This window comes from Mucilaginibacter calamicampi, assembly GCF_042676765.1.
Taxonomy (GTDB): domain Bacteria; phylum Bacteroidota; class Bacteroidia; order Sphingobacteriales; family Sphingobacteriaceae; genus Mucilaginibacter; species Mucilaginibacter calamicampi.
In genome coordinates this window covers 690694-710301 of record NZ_JBHTHU010000005.1, presented here as the reverse complement: position 1 = coordinate 710301, position 19608 = coordinate 690694, and the positions used below count along the sequence as shown (strand labels likewise).

Annotated in this window: 16 protein-coding genes; 7 read left to right on the top strand and 9 right to left on the bottom strand. The window is 40.5% G+C overall.

The window, feature by feature from the left end; translation table 11 throughout:
• Nucleotides 1–52: 52 nt before the first annotated feature.
• The 3 genes from purB (at nt 53) to ACFQZS_RS08820 (ending at nt 2790) form a co-directional block, all read left to right on the top strand.
• Nucleotides 53–1396 carry an adenylosuccinate lyase gene (gene purB, locus ACFQZS_RS08830; protein ID WP_377099325.1) on the top strand — a complete coding sequence of 448 codons (1344 nt, stop codon included), beginning with the start codon at nt 53–55 and terminating at the stop codon, nt 1394–1396.
• 93 nt (nt 1397–1489) lie between these two features.
• Entirely contained in the window at nt 1490–2128 is a 639-nt protein-coding gene (locus ACFQZS_RS08825) for a hypothetical protein (protein ID WP_377099323.1), read from the top strand.
• A 113-nt stretch (nt 2129–2241) separates the two neighbouring features.
• On the top strand, nt 2242–2790 hold the full coding sequence (locus ACFQZS_RS08820) for a NifU family protein (RefSeq protein ID WP_377099321.1): 549 nt from the start codon (nt 2242–2244) through the stop codon (nt 2788–2790).
• Nucleotides 2791–2857: 67 nt separating this feature from the next.
• Here ACFQZS_RS08820 and ACFQZS_RS08815 read toward each other — a convergent pair whose 3' ends face one another.
• Genes ACFQZS_RS08815 through mtaB form a run of 4 tightly spaced genes read right to left on the bottom strand, consistent with a single transcriptional unit; the run spans nt 2858 to nt 6617 of the window.
• Nucleotides 2858–3652, bottom strand: coding sequence for an inositol monophosphatase family protein (locus ACFQZS_RS08815; protein ID WP_377099319.1), 795 nt, complete (start codon nt 3650–3652; stop codon nt 2858–2860).
• Nucleotides 3618–4103, bottom strand: coding sequence for a GtrA family protein (locus ACFQZS_RS08810; RefSeq protein ID WP_377099317.1), 486 nt, complete (start codon nt 4101–4103; stop codon nt 3618–3620). The genes ACFQZS_RS08815 and ACFQZS_RS08810 overlap by 35 nt, the downstream gene beginning before the upstream one ends.
• Nucleotides 4096–5268, bottom strand: a complete 1173-nt coding sequence (locus tag ACFQZS_RS08805; protein ID WP_377099316.1) for a prolipoprotein diacylglyceryl transferase — start codon at nt 5266–5268, stop codon at nt 4096–4098. The genes ACFQZS_RS08810 and ACFQZS_RS08805 overlap by 8 nt, the downstream gene beginning before the upstream one ends.
• 29 nt (nt 5269–5297) lie before the next feature.
• Nucleotides 5298–6617, bottom strand: coding sequence for a tRNA (N(6)-L-threonylcarbamoyladenosine(37)-C(2))-methylthiotransferase MtaB (gene mtaB / locus ACFQZS_RS08800; protein ID WP_377099314.1), 1320 nt, complete (start codon nt 6615–6617; stop codon nt 5298–5300).
• Nucleotides 6618–6831: 214 nt separating this feature from the next.
• On the opposite strand from mtaB, the gene ACFQZS_RS08795 reads away from it, so the two are divergent.
• Nucleotides 6832–9051, top strand: coding sequence for an ATP-binding protein (locus ACFQZS_RS08795; protein WP_377099312.1), 2220 nt, complete (start codon nt 6832–6834; stop codon nt 9049–9051).
• A 6-nt stretch (nt 9052–9057) separates the two neighbouring features.
• Here ACFQZS_RS08795 and ACFQZS_RS08790 read toward each other — a convergent pair whose 3' ends face one another.
• The 3 genes from ACFQZS_RS08790 to ppk1 form a co-directional block, all read right to left on the bottom strand.
• Nucleotides 9058–9618 carry a UbiX family flavin prenyltransferase gene (locus ACFQZS_RS08790; protein ID WP_377099310.1) on the bottom strand — a complete coding sequence of 187 codons (561 nt, stop codon included), beginning with the start codon at nt 9616–9618 and terminating at the stop codon, nt 9058–9060.
• Nucleotides 9619–9788: 170 nt separating this feature from the next.
• Nucleotides 9789–10673, bottom strand: a complete 885-nt coding sequence (locus ACFQZS_RS08785) for a Ppx/GppA phosphatase family protein (protein WP_377099308.1) — start codon at nt 10671–10673, stop codon at nt 9789–9791.
• A complete protein-coding gene (ppk1, locus tag ACFQZS_RS08780) occupies nt 10670–12724 on the bottom strand; it encodes a polyphosphate kinase 1 (RefSeq protein ID WP_377099306.1) in 2055 nt (684 codons plus the stop codon). Before ppk1 ends, ACFQZS_RS08785 begins: the two co-directional genes overlap by 4 nt.
• A gap of 166 nt (nt 12725–12890) precedes the next feature.
• On the opposite strand from ppk1, the gene ACFQZS_RS08775 reads away from it, so the two are divergent.
• On the top strand, nt 12891–13382 hold the full coding sequence (locus tag ACFQZS_RS08775) for a YajQ family cyclic di-GMP-binding protein (RefSeq protein WP_377099304.1): 492 nt from the start codon (nt 12891–12893) through the stop codon (nt 13380–13382).
• A gap of 92 nt (nt 13383–13474) precedes the next feature.
• Here ACFQZS_RS08775 and recQ read toward each other — a convergent pair whose 3' ends face one another.
• A complete protein-coding gene (gene recQ, locus ACFQZS_RS08770; RefSeq protein WP_377099625.1) occupies nt 13475–15667 on the bottom strand; it encodes a DNA helicase RecQ in 2193 nt (730 codons plus the stop codon).
• Nucleotides 15668–16003: 336 nt separating this feature from the next.
• On the opposite strand from recQ, the gene ACFQZS_RS08765 reads away from it, so the two are divergent.
• Together ACFQZS_RS08765 and ACFQZS_RS08760 are read left to right on the top strand one after the other, a co-directional pair.
• Entirely contained in the window at nt 16004–17089 is a 1086-nt protein-coding gene (locus ACFQZS_RS08765; RefSeq protein WP_377099302.1) for a mannose-1-phosphate guanylyltransferase, read from the top strand.
• Between the two features lie 171 nt (nt 17090–17260).
• Nucleotides 17261–18007, top strand: coding sequence for a hypothetical protein (locus ACFQZS_RS08760; RefSeq protein WP_377099300.1), 747 nt, complete (start codon nt 17261–17263; stop codon nt 18005–18007).
• Between the two features lie 114 nt (nt 18008–18121).
• Here ACFQZS_RS08760 and ACFQZS_RS08755 read toward each other — a convergent pair whose 3' ends face one another.
• Complete coding sequence (locus ACFQZS_RS08755) at nt 18122–19606, bottom strand: glutamate synthase subunit beta (RefSeq protein ID WP_377099298.1); 1485 nt, start codon at nt 19604–19606, stop codon at nt 18122–18124.
• Nucleotides 19607–19608: the final 2 nt, after the last annotated feature.

Below are 19608 nucleotides of genomic sequence, written 5' to 3'. Positions count from 1 at the left end.
AATCACAACTCAAAATTTGTTACCTTTGCAGAAAATTTCAGACCATAAGTAAATGAATCTTACTGCACTTTCAGCTATATCACCTATTGACGGACGTTACCGGAATACAACATCATCGCTTGCCGCTTATTTTTCGGAATTCGCCCTTATAAAACACCGTGTATTTGTTGAAATTGAATACTTTATAGCTTTATACCAGCATCCTATACCTCAACTACAGGGTTTAGACAAAGACGCATCCGGTAAGTTACGCGGCATTTATCAAAACTTTACCGAAGCTGATGCGCAAAGCATTAAGGACATCGAAAAGATAACCAACCATGATGTTAAAGCAGTTGAATACTTTATTAAACAGAAATTTGATGGTCTTGGCCTGGAGGCTTACAAAGAGTTTATCCACTTCGGCCTTACATCACAGGATATAAATAATACGGCTGTACCTTACTCGTTTAAACTGGCACTTGATGAAGTTTACTATCCGGCGCTTGATGAATTGATAGCGATCCTTAAAAAATATGCTGCCGATTGGGACAACATCCCCATGCTGGCGCATACGCATGGGCAACCTGCATCTCCTACCCGTTTGGGCAAGGAGATTCAGGTGTTTATAGAGCGGATAGAAAAGCAATTAGCTCAGTTAAAGCATGTGCCACATGCCGCAAAATTTGGCGGGGCTACCGGCAACTTTAACGCGCATGCAATTGCTTATCCGGCTATAGATTGGGTAGCCTTTGGCAACGGATTTGTTAATGATACTTTGGGCCTAAATCGTTCGCAGGCAACCACCCAAATTGAGCATTACGACAACTTTGCTGCACAGTGTGATGCTTTAAAACGCATTAATAACATATTGATAGATCTGGACAGGGATATGTGGACCTATATATCTATGAATTACTTTAAGCAGAAGATAAAAGCGGGCGAAATAGGATCATCTGCCATGCCGCATAAAGTAAATCCTATTGATTTTGAAAACTCTGAAGGTAACCTGGGTATAGCTAACGCGGTGTTTGAGCATTTGGCGGCTAAATTGCCTATATCCCGTTTACAGCGCGACCTTACCGACTCAACCGTGCTGCGTAATATTGGCGTGCCGTTTGCTCACTCATTAATTGCTATAAAATCAACCATAAAGGGTTTGAATAAGCTATTACTTAACCAGGATGCCTTGAACAACCACCTGGAAGCTAACTGGGCAGTTGTTGCCGAAGCTATACAAACCATATTGCGCCGAGAAGGTTACCCAAATCCTTACGAAGCATTGAAAGAGCTTACGCGCACTAATACACATGTTAATGCGCAGACTATTGCTGAATTTGTAGAGACACTGCAGGTTGATGAGGATATAAAAGAAGAAATAAAGGGAATTAGTCCGAGCAATTACACAGGTATTTGACTCATATTTTCTCATTCATGATTTCGGTTATTCCTCTTATATTAGATACTTATTCACAATTTTTAACATTCAAACCCTAAACATTCTTTGATTATGAAGAAAACGTTCCTTTTATTGACATTCCTGATTTTATTTGTCGCTTCAAACTCATTCGGTCAAGCAAAACAGACGTATGAAATTGCCAATCTCAAGCAAATACTGACATCACATAAAACCGTCGCCATTTTGCCCATGAGAGTTACGATATCTTATAAAAAATTCCCTAAAAATTACAATGCTGCGGATAATGCTGTTCAAGAACGGGAAGAAGGTATCAATATGCAACAAGGTATGTATACTTATCTTTTAAGAAAATCTAATGATTACTTTGTAACATTTCAAGAAACTCAACGCACTAATATATTACTTAAACAAGCCAACATATTCGATAAAATTGACGCTATAACCGCCGATTCTATCTGTAAGATATTGAAGGTGGATGCAGTTATACAGGCGGGGTACGCATACCAACGTACTGGTAGCGAAGCAGCCGCTATTGCGAAAACGCTTGTATTTGGGTTTGGGGGTAGTACTGCATCCGGCTCTCTTACTATGCAAATAAACGACGGTAAGGATGGAAACTTGTTATGGAGGTTTTATAAGCAAATGAATGAGGGGGTATTTTCTACCGCTGACGAAATGATGCAGCGTATGATGAAAAAAGTGGCAAGGAATTTTCCTTACGAAAAATAACATTCGTTGAATGGGAATGTTTCATTAGTCACAACGAAGTCAAATGAAACGAGCGGATTACATTAATTGAAAAACCTGTTTAACTTTGTTTATTCAATTTAAATAAGATTAAGATGACCATCAACGTATATACCGAGAGCACCCCGAACCCGGCCACCATGAAGTTTATAGTGAACAAGTTGCTGATAAACGGCAGTGTTGACTATCCTACTAAAGAAAGCGCCGAGAAATCGCCATTTGCTAAGGAGTTGTACAAATTCTCGTTTGTTAACGGTGTATTCTTTGCCAGCAACTTTGTTACGGTTACTAAAACTGAGGATGCGGAATGGAACGATATTGAGTCGATAATAAAAGAGTTTGTTAAAGGCGCCGTTGAATCTGAATATAAGGTTCAGCTGGAAGAGCAGGAAGAAGTTGCGTTTGAAGGTACTGATACCGAAATAAAAATACAGCAAATATTAAATGATTACGTACGCCCGGCTGTTGAGCAGGATGGCGGCGCTATATCTTACCGCTCGTTTAACGAAGGTGTTGTAACTGTTGAGCTTCGTGGCTCATGCAGTGGCTGCCCATCATCAACTGTTACACTTAAAGCGGGTATTGAGAATTTACTTAAGCGTATGGTGCCTGAAGTTACTGAAGTAGTATCGGAAGCATTATAATTAAAGATTAGTTATTGAAGATTAAAGATTAGTAGTCAAGCCAACACCAATCTTTAATCTTCAATAACTAATCTTTAAAATACTCATCTATCACTCCCAGCATCTCCCCCGTTAGCTTACCGTTAGTTGCCAGTAACTCGCGCGAGTTTAGTATCTCATCGCCACCGCTGTAGTTAACTACGTGGCCACCTGCCTGTCGCACAATTACAATACCTGCAGCTACGTCCCACGGATTTAAATTATACTCGTAATAAGCATCAAACCTGCCACAGGCAGTATAAGCCAGATCAACAGCTGCAGAGCCTAAACGGCGCAGACCATGGCAGCTTTTCATTAAATGTGTAAACAAAGCTATGTACTGCCGCTGCTTGCTAAAATCGTAATAAGGGAAACCCGTAGCCAATAAACTGTCGCTAATGGTTGGCGCATTGCTTACGCTAATTTCTTTACCATTTAAATAAGCCGGAGCGCCTTTCCAGGCGTAAAAGCACTCGTCTAGATTTACCTCATAAACTACACCTATAACCAACTCATCATCCTCCTTAAGCGCTATGCTTACAGAAAACACAGGCAGGCCATGTATAAAATTGGTGGTACCGTCCAACGGATCAATTATCCAGTTATAGCGTTCTCCTAATTTTGTAGTGGTTTGCTCTTCGGTAATAAAACCCGCTTCAGGCAGTATTTGTTCCAGTCCCTTTACAATGATCTCTTCGGCGGTTTTGTCTACGTATGATACCAGATCATTCAGTCCTTTGAATTCTATTTTATCAGCGGCGAAAGTTTCGCGTTCTTTCCGTATAAATGCTCCGGCCTGTTTTGATACTTCAATTACCTTCGCTGTTATTTCTTGTAGATGCATGGTGACGTAATGATAAACTAAATGAAAATGCTTTATGCACAAAAAAGCTGGCGAAGAACAAACTTAATGCCGCGGTTATACGTGCAACCGGCGGATACATATTGAGTTGTTTTACAAAGATCTCTAACAAAAACAGGTTAGCAAAGAAACCGATAACCGCTACTGTAGAGAAACGTAAAAACTGCTTGAGCGGCGTAGAGACAGATTCATTGAAAACGAAATACCGGGTAATTAAAAAGTTAACCATCACCCCCAAAAAGAATGACACACCTAACGACAGCGTGTGATTATTAAATTCAAACCCAAAGAAGGTATAAAAAGGTCTTTCAAAAAAATTGTGGTATAGCAGGTAAAAGGCACAAATATCAACCAAAAAGCCAGCCCCGGCAGACAGGATAAACCTTACAGCCTGGTTCTTTAATAATTTATGCCCTGCAATTGCATTAGCCATGTTTAACTGCGGGTGTTACTGTATATTTTTTTGCCGTTGCAATAAGTGCAATGCCACCTATAATCAAACAAAGTGCAATTAACTCGGCCTGCGTAAATGGTATGCCGAACAATATGTATTTAGTGTTAACACGTATAAGCTCTATTAAAAAACGCTCAACGCCGTTTAATATCATGTAAATGCCAAACATAACACCCGGAAGTTTTATCCGGTGGCGTATGCTCCACAAAAACGCGAATAGTATTAAACATATCACGCACTCGTAAAATGGTGTTGGGTAAGCGGCTAATTTCAACTCATTACAAAATTTACCAACACAGCCAGGTATCACATTATCGTAATCCATATGACTTACGTTATGCGGATACTTAAATGCCCACATCCAATCAGGTGCCCAGCTTAACCACCCCGGTTTTGGGTGGATGTTTGGTTTCCCCCAATCGCCATCACCCGCCATTTGGCAGCCTATGCGGCCAACGGCGTAAGCTAACATCATGCCGGGTCCGCCAATGTCTAACATGGTGCGACAGTTGATACCGTTTTTATTAGCTACATAAAGCACAGCAGCTCCGCCGCATATTAAGCCGCCATAAAAGGTAAGTCCTTCAAACCCTATCAGCATGCCAACGGGGTCTCTCATAAAATCGTTCCAGTTCTCTAAGGCGTTAAACAGCTTTGCGCCGGCAAAACCAAAAACTGCAGCCCAGAGTAACAAAGTACCCATTAATTCGTACGGATGTACCTTGACCTTTTTTGTTACCGGTTTAGCTAAAACCTGTTTTTTACTTTCTGCATAGGCCCAGTACGTAAATATAGCCGCAGCAGCAACTCCACCAATCCAATTACCCCGGCCTGACAGGATAAACCCCTGTGTGTCGTCAACAAAAGCGCGGTAGTTAAACAGCATATCAACCACCTTAAAACCAAACAGAAAACCAAACACAGCGTTGCCTGCCAATTCAGACATAGACACCGGCTCGCCAACAGTTATCTCTTTTTCAAAGGGATGAATTACACCAAGTTGCTCTTTCCGCTTAAATTCTGATGAGAAAGCCCAATAACCTGCTAAAAAAGCAAGTGCTACAAAGAAGCCAAACGTTTGTATGGGCAGGGGGACATTCCAACCAAAAAGGTATTCAATAAGCGAACTCAGGCTTGGAAACATAGTTATATTATTTGAAACGAATATAGGTTTTAATGCACCAAAATTTCTTCGCTTTCGGTTATTTCAACATCACCATCGGGTGAAATTTGTGTTAATTGTATGGTTTTTAACTCGTTAACTAGCACCGGGTCAAATTTAGTTTTAACCTTAACGTAGTTACGTGTAAAGCCATGCATAAAGCCTTCTTTAACATCCCCCTCAAATAAAACTTCGGCAGTTTTACCTAACTGGGTGTTATAAAAAGCGCGACGCTTTTTATCCGAAAGAATATGCAGCATTTTACTCCTCTCGGCACGGGTTGAGCCCGGCACAACGCCTTTCATTTCGGCAGCAAGTGTGTTTTCGCGTTCAGAATAAGTAAATACATGCAGGTAAGAAACATCCAGATCATTCAGGAAGTTATATGTATCAATAAAATCCTCGCGGGTTTCGCCGGGAAAACCAACAATAATATCCACACCGATGCAGCAGTCGGGCATTACTTGTTTTATTTTTTCTACCCTATCCACATATAATTCGCGCTTATATCTACGGCGCATTAAACCCAGAATTTTATTAGAGCCTGATTGTAGGGGAATATGAAAATGCGGCACAAATTTTTTAGATGTGGCAACAAATTCAATTATTTCGTCTGTAAGTAAGTTGGGCTCTATGGATGATATACGTATGCGATCAATTCCAACCACTTCATCCAATGCCTGCACTAAATCAAAGAATTTATTGGCGCGTTCTCCATTTATTATTCCAAAATCGCCAAGGTTAACACCCGTTAATACTATCTCGCGTACGCCCGAAGCGGCAATTTTTTCAGCCTGCAGCAACACGCTTGCAATGGTATCACTTCTGCTGGCGCCGCGGGCCAATGGTATAGTGCAAAATGTACAAGAATAATCGCAACCATCCTGCACCTTAAGAAAAGTTCTGGTACGATCACCTATGGAAAAGGCAGATACAAATTCGTTAGCTTCAGACACCGGCTGATTAAGCACCAACGCCTTTTCCTTCTTGGTAAGGTCTGTAATATGGTCAACTATCTGAAACTTTTCTGCAGCACCCAAAACCATGTCGACGCCCGGTATTTCGGCTATTTCCTTTGGTTTTAGCTGTGCGTAACAGCCTACTATAGTAACATATGCGTTGGGAGATATTTTTAGCGCTTCCTTAACAACCTTTTTACATTTTTTATCAGCATTATCGGTTACCGAGCAGGTGTTAATTACGAATACATCGGGTGTATCAGTAAAATCAACCGTATCAAAACCGGCTTGATTAAACAGCCGACCGATGGTGGAAGTTTCGGAATAATTGAGCTTACACCCCAGCGTATAAAAAGCAACTTTCTTGTTCATTTTCAATCTGCAAAGATAGCTATTTAAACCGAGGTTGAAAATCAGTTTGGCATTTCAAGCAAGCCGTTCTCATCTATTCACAAATTAACAAATCATCCATTTCGTTCATTTTTACAACTAAATAGAATGGCTTTATTATGAACCTTTTATATAGCAAGGCGTTACTTAATTATTAATTAACAACTGATACTTTACACTACCCCTGTTTTTGCTTATGCTTCCCCTTAGTAAACAAAAAATACCTGTAATGCGCTATGGCCTTGTAGTGCTATTATTTGTCGTGCTATTTGTGAGTACAGAATACCTGCTGCTTCATTACCAAAAGGCAGATGCCTTAAGAAATAACATTGGCAAACTAATTTCGGCGCGGGAAAACTCGGAGCTTATAGATAGCTGCATCATTAAACTTAATAATGCCGATAACAATGCCAGGCTTTACACTGTTACTGGCGAAAAATATTATTTTCAAAGATCATCTGCAGATATTGATGATGTGTTGGGCATAAGCGAAAAGCTGCGATTGGGAGCTGCCAGCGGCGTCAACCAAAACACCGCGCAGAATTTAAGCGACCTTATTAAACAAAAAAAGGCAAAGAGTAACGAATATATTAAGTTAAAGATACTCAACGACAAGCTTATAGATCGGTCAAAAACTATAGTCCAATCTTTAACGCAGGTTGAAAAGCAAATAGACAAACCCGCTGTAAAAGTTGAACATACTATAACTTTTGATACTGTAACTGTATCGCAGCCCGAACAAAATATCGCGGCACAACCAAAGAAAAAGTTTTTTGGAAAGTTGATCTCCTCGCTAAACCCTAAAAACAGGTTACAAACTAATAAAAACGAAACAGGTACCCCTGTTGAAAAAGAGGTTATAGTTAAAAAAGACACCGTTGTTTATAAACAAGTACTTAATAAAGCTGCAATAACCAGGCATACACATGCTTACAAAACTTATTCTAATAACCTAAACACGGTAAATGATAAACTACGTGATAAAGAGGAAGAACTGTTACTGTTGAATAACAACCTTACTCAACAAATAATATCGGGTTTAAAAAATTACCGCGCTTCAGAGATCGTGTATGCCGAGAACAGTAAAAACTTTTTACAGAAAAATTTGGCGGGTATTTTTTGGGAGTTCAAGAAAGTATCTGTTGTAAATTTTCTTTTTGTGGTGTTTTTGCTTGTGTTGGTTTTTTACAATATCTGGAAGATATTTCGCAATGAGCAATTGATAATTGAATACAGTGAGAAAGCCGAAGAATACGCACAGGCTAAAAGTAATTTTTTGGCCGGCATGAGTCATGAAATACGCACCCCGCTTAACTCTGTAATAGGCTTTTCTGAGCAACTTACTAAAAGCGTCCTCTCGTCTACCCAAAAAGAACAAGTTATGGCCATTCGCAATTCATCAGAAATGCTATTGGAGCTTGTGAATGAGATACTGGATTTTTCTAAATACGAAACCGGTAAAATGAACTTTGACAGTCAGCCTTTTTTACCCTGCAATGCTGTTGAAGACATATTTACCACCATGCATATTCATGCTAAAAAGAAAGGCATCCAACTTGAAAAATACAATAACGTTCCCGAAAATTTTTGCTGTGATGGTGATGCTACCCGTTTAAAACAGGTAATAATGAATTTGCTGGGTAACGCCATAAAGTTTACAGTTAAAGGTAAGGTAACTTTGTATGCCGATATAGATAAGTCACATCTTAACAATCCCATTTTAAAAGTTAGTGTTATTGATACGGGTTTAGGTATTGATAAGGATGACCTGCCTCACATTTTTGAAGAATTCTCTCAGGTTGAGAAAGCACAGAAAGCTACCCGCCACAAAGGCACCGGCCTGGGTTTGGCTATCTGCAAAAAGATAATTGAGTTGCAGGGTGGCAGCATAAAAGTAACCAGTACGCCCGGCGTTGGCTCAACTTTCAGCTTTGAATTACCACTTAAAATAACTGAGAGCAACGACTGCGTAGCTGACAAAACGCTTAACATAGATTTTATAGCCGACATAGTACGCGGCAAGCATGCTCTTATAGTTGATGATAACCGTTTTAACGTACTACTTGCTGCAACCATTTTAAAAAAATGGAAGATAACCTATGATGAAGCTTACAACGGATTGGAGGCTACACGGCTAATAGATGCTAATGATTATGATATAGTTTTAACTGACATTGAGATGCCTGAGTTTGATGGGCTTCAATTGATGGAATACATCCGCACCCATAACGACGAGTCAAAAGCTAATACATTAATAATGGCACTTACGGCTAATGTTTTAAAAGAGGACCGCGATAAGTATGTAATGGCAGGTGCCAATGATGTTGTTGTAAAACCTTTTTTAGAGCACGATCTGATTGGGAAAATAGCAGCAAATATTCAGCACAATATAAGCGCGATAAGATTTATTGCTTAATAACCGCTATTCGCCCCAGCGGTAGCTCTGGTTCTGTAAACCTGCAAGGTCTACCACCCTATCAACAACAGTTGCCGCAACTTCTTCAACAGTTTGCGGTTTACTGTAAAACGATGGCATTGCCGGGCAAATAATACCGCCGGCTTCTGTAACCGTATACATGTTTTTAATGTGGATAAGGTTTAAGGGCGTATCGCGTGCAACCAAAATCAGCTTCCTTCTTTCTTTCAGTATTACATCGGCAGCCCGGGCTATAAGATCGTCTGACGTTCCGGCTGCTATACGGCCTAAAGTACCCATAGAGCAAGGGATGACTATCATGGTATCAAACTTTGCAGATCCGGATGCGAACGGAGCCATGAAATCGGTTTTGGCGTAAAATTTATACGGTAGCTTTTGGTAGTTATCGTTATCTAACTCAAACCGCCACACTTGCTTGGCGTTATCGCTCATTACAACAGCCACCTCTTGTAGCTGATCGCTCAATTGCGCCAGTTTTTTAAAAAGCAGATCAGCGTATATAGATCCGCTTGCACCTGTAACAGCAACAACAAGCTTTTTTTTCATAAACCGGTAAACAAATAGTGGAGCAAAGATGAAGAAAGTTATGGGTATAAAAAAGGGTCGAATACAAGTACCCGACCCCACATCTACCTATGAAAAACATGCCCTTTGGAAAGGGCAACACAAATATAATAAGAGTTTTTATTAATTTTTAACAATTAGTAAAAATTAATTTAACGCCCCGCCAGGTTTTTATCTATAAGCGTCTGTATTATACCATCAACCATACCAACACTTGGCACGTAAATATGCTTTATACCTCCCCATTTCATCACCGCCAGGTATATCTCACTTGCGGGGATAATAACGTCCGCCCTATCCTGATTAAGGCCCAAAACATTGATGCGGTCTTTAAGTGAGAACGACTCCAGATAGTTATAAAGCGATTTTAATTTAGCGAAACTAAGCGGCTGTTTATCTTTCTCGTCAGACAAACGGTAAAGCTTGTTGATGTTACCACCGGTACCTATGCCAGCTATGGATTTGTAATGCCGGGTGTGTTCGCGCAGAAACTCCCGCATATCGTTCCAGGTCTCCTCGGTATCCTGATTATCCAATATCCGGATGGTACCTATATTAAAAGATTGAGAAGCGACAAGGCTACCTGCCGAAAACAATGATAACTCTGTACTTCCGCCACCCACATCAATGTACAAATAGTTTTTAGTGCGGTCTATCTCATCCTCGGCATGGCTGGCATATATAATTTTGGCCTCTACCTCACCATGAATTATCTCCAGATCTATATCGGCTTCTTCCTTAATGCGCTTTACAACTTCCGCTCCGTTTTTAGCTTCGCGCATTGCAGACGTAGCACAGGCTCTGTAATCGGTTACCTTGTAAACATCCATCAGGCCCTTAAAAGCGTGCATAGTTTTAACAAGATCATTCGCTTTCTTATCAGATAAGTGTTTGTTTAAAAACGCGTCATCACCTAAACGTAACGGAACGCGGATAAGCGTGTTCTTCTTAAAGGAAACTGAACCATTGTTATCAATTATATCTGCAATAAGCATTCTTACTGCGTTTGAACCTATATCTATTGCTGCGTATCTCAACTTGCGGTGTTTTTAAATTTCAAATAATTGTAGATGTCTATCTGCGCCCTGCACGGAATTTCAGAACGGGTTTTATGGTACTTATTACTATTGTGGCTGTTAATCTCGCGCGCCTTGGTGTTATCAGCCAACTGTATGTCAATGATGTCGCGTATTTCTTTTTTTATCGCCTTATCGTAAATAGGGAAACCTACTTCCACCCTGCTATCAATGTTCCTGCTCATAAAATCGGCAGATGTAAGGTAAATCAGTTCATCACTTCCGTTGCAGAATATGTGTACACGCGCATGTTCAAGGTATTTATCAACTATACTTACTACTTCAATGTTCTCGCTGTAGCCTTTTACGCCCGGCACCAAACAGCACATGCCACGCACTATCATTTGGATTTTAACGCCGGCATTACTGGCCTGGTATAGTTTAGTTATCAACTGCTCATCGGCCAGGCTATTCATTTTCAATATCATGTAAGCAGGCTTTTTTGCTTTGGCTTGCTTAATTTCATTGTCTATCAGCTTATAAATTGCCGGTCTTGAGTCAAAAGGCGATACAATTAAATGCTTTAAACCTTTTGGCAGAATGCCTTTATTCACGGCTTTAAAAACTTCTGCCATATCTGCCGTTATCTTCTTGTTAGCTGTAAGCAAGGTGTGGTCAGCATAAATGCGAGCGGTTTTTTCATTATAATTACCTGTTGAAAGGCAGCCATAATAAACTATCTTATCTTTTTCTGCACGGCTAACTAAACATATTTTAGAGTGCACCTTATAGCCCTCGATGCCGTAAATTACATTTACGCCTTCTTCCTCCAGTTTACGGCTCCAGCCAATATTGTTCTGCTCATCAAAGCGTGCACGCAGCTCAACCAGGCAGTTCACTTTTTTGCCGTTTTTTGCAGCGTTTATTAAGGCGTGCATTATCCTTGAGTTTTCGGCCAAACGGTACACAGCTATGCTTATCTCTTTAACTTTGGGATCAATTGCCGCTTCGCGCAAAAAATGGATCACATAATCATAAGTTTGGTAAGGTGTACTTATCAAATAATCGCGCTTCGCGATCATGGCTATAAGGCTTCTGTCAAACGTTAATCCATCCACAGATAAAGCAGGATATTTTGCATACTCCAGCTCCGGCCTGCCTACATTGGGGAAGGCAATAAAATCTTTAAAATTATGGTAGCGGTTACCCGGTATCAAACTTTCGCCATGCACCCCCATTTTGCTTACTAAAAACTTAAGCATTTCTAAAGGCATGTCCGCATCGTATAACAAACGCATGGGTTTGCCTTTTTTTCTTTTATCCAGGCTTTTAGATAAAGCGTCAATAAACTTCTCGCTAACTACCTTATCCAGATCCAGCTCCGCGTCGCGGGTTAGTTGTATAGAAAAGGCTTCTATAGCATCGTGCTCAAAAATGAAAAAGATGTCTTCTAAGCTGTACCTTATAACGTCATCCAATAAAATAATGAACTTAAGATTATTGGTATCAGGCAGTACTATAAACCGCGATAGGTTATCAGGTATCTCTATCAAAGCATAGTTTACTTTCTTATCACGCGTGAGCTTAACAAAAAAGTAAATAGCGCGGTCGCGCAGTTCGGGTAAGGGCTTACTTGCTTCAAGCATAACAGGCACAAGCGTAGCCAATAATTTTTCGCGAAAGTAGTTTTTAACAAATGTACCACGGGCAACGTTAAGCTGTTTATCATTTAACAGGAATATCTTTTCCTCAGCAAGCTGTTTTACAATTATATTCTCGTAAAGGTTGTGAAACTTCCGTTCCTGCTTTACCACCACGTTTTTTATTTGGCTAAGCAGTTTTTTAGGGTTATATCCTAATATCTCCTTAGCTTTTATGTTAAGGTTGGTAAGCCTGCTTAGCGTTGCCACTCTAACACGATAAAACTCATCAAGGTTGGATGAAAATATGGCCAGGAATTTAATTCTTTCAATAAGCGGAACAGTCGGATCGGCAGCTTCCTGCAAAACGCGATCATTAAAAAACAACCAACTTATTTCCCTGTTAACTAAAGGTATACGTTTAATATCCATAGAATCATCATCTGCCGGAAGGCATTAATTGCAAAACTGCTTATTTATTTGTTAACTTAATATTAAGAGATTGGTATATTGAATGTTTTGATTAATATACACTCGCCTATTTTTCAACAATTAAAAGCTTATATACATTATCTTTACCGCCTTTAAATAAACTATTATGCCAACCTTTGATATTGTAAGTAAAATTGACGGACAAACGTTAGATAACGCTATTAACGTCGCTAAAAAAGAAATACTGAACCGTTATGATTTCAACGGCTCACAGAGCTCTATTGAGCTGGATAAAAAAACCAACGTAGTAACTGTTGTTACCGAGAATGATATGCGCATGAAGGCTATTCAGGATGCCATCATCAGCCGGATGATAAAGCAGCAGCTTGACCCAAAGGCGATGGATTTTGGCAAGGAGCAATATGCATCAGGCAATATGATACGTAAAGAGATCCAAATTAAGCAGGGTATAGACAAAGAAGCCGCCAAGAAAATAGTGAAGAAAATAAAAGACAGCGGCTTAAAAGTTCAGGCCTCTATTATGGACGACCAGGTGCGGGTACAAGGTAAGAAAATAGATGATCTGCAGGCGGTCATCAGCTTATGCCGAAAAGACGATTTCGGGCAGCCGTTGCAGTATATTAATATGAGAGATTAATGGTGATTACAATGATTTAGTTTTGATTACACCGATTTTTATAGTCAATCATCGGTGTAATCATATAAAAAATCGGTGCAATCAAAAAAAATCTAATTCCCCAACTCTGACATAAACTTTATCCGCATCAGCTGTACTTCTTCGCGGGTATAATCGTCAGATCCCAGTTCAACAAGGGCATCATCAATAGAATCTATCTCGGCCGAGCGGAAATAATCAAACACTTCTTCCTGCTTGTCTTCATCTATAACCTCATCAATATAATAATTAAGGTTAAGCTTGGTGCCCGAGTTAACAATAGTTTCAACCTCTTTTAAAACCTCCTCATAAGTAAGGCCTTTTGATGCTGCAATATCTTCCAGATTTAAATGGCGGTCTATATTTTGGATAATGAATACCTTAAGCGCAGATTTATTGGCAGCGCTTTTTATAACCATATCAACCGGACGGTCAATATCATTATCCTCAACATATTTCTTTATCAGATCAATAAACGGTCCGCCAAACTTCATGGCTTTACCGGCACCAACGCCTGATATTTGGCGAAGTTCTTCCTGCGAGATGGGATAGTGCGTACACATTTCCTCTAACGACGGATCCTGGAAGAGTACAAATGGCGGCAGATTCTTTTGCTTTGCCATTTTTTTGCGCAGGTCCTTCAGCAATTGCAGCAATTGCGAATCAAGCGCGCCACCTGCCTGTTTAGGGCCGTCTTCGCTGTCATCATCATCAGAAGCTTCTATAATGCGGTTCATTACAAAACGAATGCTGTGCGGGTTTTCTAAAAACGAATGCCCCAACTTGGTTAGCCTTAATAAGCCGTATTGGTCAATATCTTTTGAAAGATAGTTGTTTAGCAAAGCCTGGCGTAATAATGAGTGCCATAGTATTTCGCCATCCGCTTTACCTGATCCGAACAGATCAAGTAAATGATGCTCGTAATTATGTATCTGCGGCCCGTCAATACCCATTAAAATGTTAAAGATATGGTGGTCATCAAACTTTTCGCCGGTTTGCTTTATAATGCTAAGTGCTTTATGCAATTGCTCCTCGCCATCAAAATGCTGTTTAGATGCGCAGCAATTATCGCACATGTTGTTGCAACCGGCTTCGTTAAAGTTCTCGCCAAAGTAATGGAGCAACTGTTTGCGCCTGCATACAGATGATTCAGCGTAGTCAATTACTTCTTTCAATATCTGTGTACCGATCTCGCGTTCAGAAACCGGCTTGTCTTTCATAAACTTTTGCAGCTTATCAACGTCCTTCTGCGAATAAAAGGCTACGCAAACACCCTCGCCCCCATCACGCCCGGCACGCCCGGTCTCCTGGTAATACCCTTCCATGCTTTTAGGCACATCATGGTGTATTACATAACGCACATCCGGTTTGTCAATACCCATCCCAAAAGCAATAGTAGCTACAATAACATCAACATCTTCCATCAGGAACTTATCCTGCGTATCTGCACGCACTTTAGCATCCAAACCGGCATGATACGGCAAAGCCTTTATGCCATTCAGCGCAAGCACTTCGGCCACTTCTTCCACCTTTTTACGGCTAAGGCAGTAAATAATGCCAGACTTGCCCGCGTTTTGTTTAACGTATTTAACAATCTCTTTATTTACGTTACGCTTGGCGCGCACTTCGTAAAACAGGTTAGACCGGTTAAACGACGATTTGTAAACCGTAGCGTTGTTCATTTGCAGGTTTTTCTGGATATCCTGCTGAACTTTTGGCGTAGCTGTTGCGGTTAGTGCTATAATAGGAATCCCATCGCCAATATTGCTAATTACCTGACGGATCTTGCGGTACTCAGGTCTAAAATCATGTCCCCATTCAGATATACAGTGCGCCTCGTCAACCGCTACAAACGATACATGATTAAGGCGAAGAAAGTCGACATTTTCTTGTTTAGTAAGTGATTCGGGGGCAACGTAAAGTAACTTTGTTTTTCCACTCAGCACATCTTCTTTAACACGTATTATATCTGATTTTGTAAGCGATGAATTTAAAAAATGTGCTATGCTGTCTGATCCGCCAAATGCCCGTAACTGGTCTACCTGGTTTTTCATTAATGCTATCAACGGTGATATTACAATGGCGGTCCCCTCACTCATCAAAGCCGGTAACTGATAACACATTGATTTGCCCCCACCCGTAGGCATAATAACAAAAGTGTCGTTGCCTGCTAATATATTCGTAATTATCGACTCTTGTTCGCCTTTGAAATTATCAAACCCAAAAAAGTTTTGAAGATTATCAAAAAGCGACTTTTTGGTTTCTATCATTATGGTATTCTGTATTAATATAAAAGTTTAAAGTAACAAAATTTTATCAATAAACGATACTTTTACTTATAAATTTTATACTAAAATGATTATTTATGACAATTGTATGCAATTGTCAATAAATTGATAAAGTAAGGTTTTTAGTCCCTTTATTTTACGGTCCTAACGGGCCGGCTACCTTTTTTTCAATGCCAAAAACTATTGCCTAAATCAAAAACAATTCGTTTATTTATTTCTTTTATCAGCGGCAGCAGAGGTGCATTTTTTTTGGTGTTGCTTTAAATTATTATTTCCACATTTGCAGCTTAATGCTAAACTATTTCCACATAAAAAATGAATAAAAATTATTACGCCATAATAATGGCAGGCGGTATCGGAAGCCGTTTTTGGCCCATAAGCAGAACATCGCACCCTAAACAATTTATAGATATATTAGGCACAGGTAAAACCCTGATACAGAATACTTATGACAGGTTTTTAAAGGTTTGCCCTAAGGAAAACATTTATGTGGTAACTAACGAGAACTACACATCGTTGGTAAAGGCACAATTGCCAGACATGGCCGATAACCAGATTTTGACCGAACCCGTTATGCGTAACACCGCGCCTTGCGTTGCTTACGGATGCTTTAAAATTGAAAGTCTTAATCCTGATGCTGCCATTGTTGTTGCTCCGTCAGACCACTTGATATTGGACGAGCAGGCATTTGTTAATACAATTGAAAAATCATTAAAGGTAGCGCAAGAGAAAGATTGCCTTATTACATTAGGAATCAAACCATCGCGCCCTGATACCGGGTACGGATATATCCAGTTTACCGATACTGTCATAGGCGACGACTTCCATAAGGTAAAAACCTTTACAGAAAAACCCACGTTGGATATAGCCAAGACTTTTTTACAAAGCGGCGATTTTTTATGGAACGCGGGGATCTTTGTATGGTCTGCTAAAGCGATAGTCAAAGCGTTTGGACAGTACTTGCCGGACATGAACGATATTTTTGCCGATGCGCGCCCTTATTACAATACAGACAACGAACGCAACCACGTTAACCAGGCTTACATGCAATGTACTAACATCTCCATAGACTATGGTATTATGGAGAAAGCCGATAACGTTTATGTGCTACCGTCAGAATTTGGATGGTCTGATCTGGGTACCTGGGCTTCTATTTACGAGCTTTCTGAAAAAGACTACGTGGGCAACGCTGTAATCCCATCAGAAAAAGTGATTATGTACGATTCATCCAATTGCATGGTGAACGTACCTGAAGATAAATTGGTGATACTACAAGGACTACATGATTACATTGTGGTTGAATCAAACAATACTTTGTTAATCTGCCCGCGCGACCAGGAGCAAAATGTTAAAAAAGTAGTAGCTGATGTAAAACAGCAGTTTGGCGTAAAATATATTTAAGTGTAGAGATTAGCTTCTAATATCTTTATATGAAGCTTCGGTGTTATCGCGCCGAAGCTTTTTGCTTTTATATCAATTGGTTACGATAATTAATTTTATTTATCTTTAATGATATAAACCCACTCTTTAATCCCCCCTTTGAGAGGGTTAGCGAGCTTAATCTACATTATTATGAAAACGAGTTTCAAAATTTACACCGTCGCTTTATTAGCGTTTTCAGCCATTACCGCATTTACTTCCATAAAAAAATCAGCCATTGACAGCAAAGACCTTAAAGGCGCGTGGGAATACGGCCCTGCCGAGAAGCGTACGGTAATGATTAATACTGACAAAGTTTTTGCTGTTGCAGTTTACGATCTGCCCGGCAAGAAATTCATTAGTTCATACGGCGGAACCTGGCAAGTAAACGGTAACAAACTAGTGCAAAAAATAGAATGGAATAATTCAAATCCACAACAGGTAGGTACGGAGGTAACAACTGATATCACTTTAGCCGGAAAAAAGCTCACAACCGTAACATCAAAAGAAAACTGGAATAAAGTTGATGACGGCAAAGGCGACGACCTTACCGGTGCATGGGTTATAACCGGCAACTACGTAAATGACAAGGTAACCAAACGCTCAAGCCCGTTTATACCACGCAGAACGATGAAAGTTATTGCCGGCGGCCGTTTTCATTGGATAGCCTATAACGTGCAAACCAAGGAGTTTATAAACGCCGGTGGCGGTAACTATAGCGCTAAAGACGGCAAATACACCGAGCAAATAGAGTTCTTTACCAAAACGCCTGAAAGTATTGGCAAATCACTATCGTTTCAATATTCATTTGTTGATGGCGACTGGCGTCATAAGGGCGAAAAATCAACCGGCGGGCCACTGGATGAGTGTTGGACGAAGCGGGAAGTATTGGAGAAGTAATAATCAATGACCTGTTTGTCATTTAGAAGCACAAAGCAAAACAAAAAATCCTCTTTCGCCTAAACGAAAGAGGATTCATTATTTATAACACCCTTAGGGTTTCAGGGGTTCAGCTTAAGAATGAAATACTTGTTCAAACTGATTGATAGAGTCTTTGCTTTCTAAAACAGAATGACCCATTAAAAACTCATCAACTTTACGCGCACACTCGCGGCCTTCTGATATTGCCCAAACAACCAAAGATTGTCCGCGACGCATATCACCTGCTGCAAATACTTTGCTTACGTTGGTACGGTAAACACCTTCTTTAGCATTTACGTTTTTACGCGCGTCAACCTCAACACCCAAATTATCCAACATGCCTTCAAACTGCGGGTTAAGGAAACCCATTGCCAGGAACACACGCTGGCAAGGTATTTCGCGCTCAGACCCTTCAACCTCAGCAAATTTTACCGGGCGACCCATAATATCTAACTCCCAGCTTACATCGCTCACTTTTAGCGCTCTTAGCTCGCCGTTCTCGTCTCCTAAAAATTCCTTAGTGTTAACACCCCAGAAACGCTCAACGCCTTCCTCGTGCGATGTGGTTGTTTTTAATACCATTGGGTACGTTGGCCATGGCATATTTGGTGTACGCTCAGCAGGTGGCTGCACCATCACTTCAAATTGCTTTACAGATTTAGCTCCCTGGCGGTTTGATGTACCAACGCAGTCAGAGCCGGTATCGCCGCCGCCAATAACTACAACATCTTTACCTGTTGCTAAAATATCTTCGGCAGTTATAGGCGAATTGCCAACGCGTTTGTTTTGCTGTTTTAAAAACTCCATAGCAAAATAAACGCCCTTTAACTCACGCCCCGGCACCGGTAAGTTACGCGGTATAGTAGAGCCACCGGCTAAAACCACCGCATCATTGTTACGTACCAAATCCTCCGCAGAAATATCTTTTCCTATTTCAATGTTGGTTTTAAATACAACACCATCCTTTTCCATAACCTCCATGCGGCGGTCGATGACATTTTTTTCCAGTTTAAAATCAGGGATGCCATAGCGTAATAGGCCGCCAACTTTGTCGTCGCGCTCATAAACGGTTACCTCATGCCCGGCTTTTGCCAATTGAGCGGCAGCAGCAAGCCCAGCCGGGCCCGAACCAACAACCGCTACTGTTTTACCTGTTTTAATCAACGGTGCGGTTGGTTTAACCATTCCTTTCTCATAAGCAATCTCAATGATGTGCTTTTCAATCTCTTCAATAGCTACCGGTGGTTTGTTGATACCCAACACGCAAGCCGACTCGCATGGAGCGGGACAAATACGGCCTGTAAACTCCGGGAAATTATTGGTTGATGACAAGATCTGGTAGGCTTCTTCCCAATCTTTATTATAAACGGCATCGTTAAACTCCGGAATAATATTACCCAGTGGGCAACCACTATGGCAAAAAGGTATGCCGCAGTTCATGCAACGGGCAGATTGCTTGTTTAATTCCTCGTCGGAATATAAACTTTCAAATTCGTTATAATTCTTAATACGTTCCGCAGGCGGTAATTTGGCAGGCATTTTCCTGTCATACTCCTGAAAACCTGTAACTTTTCCCATCT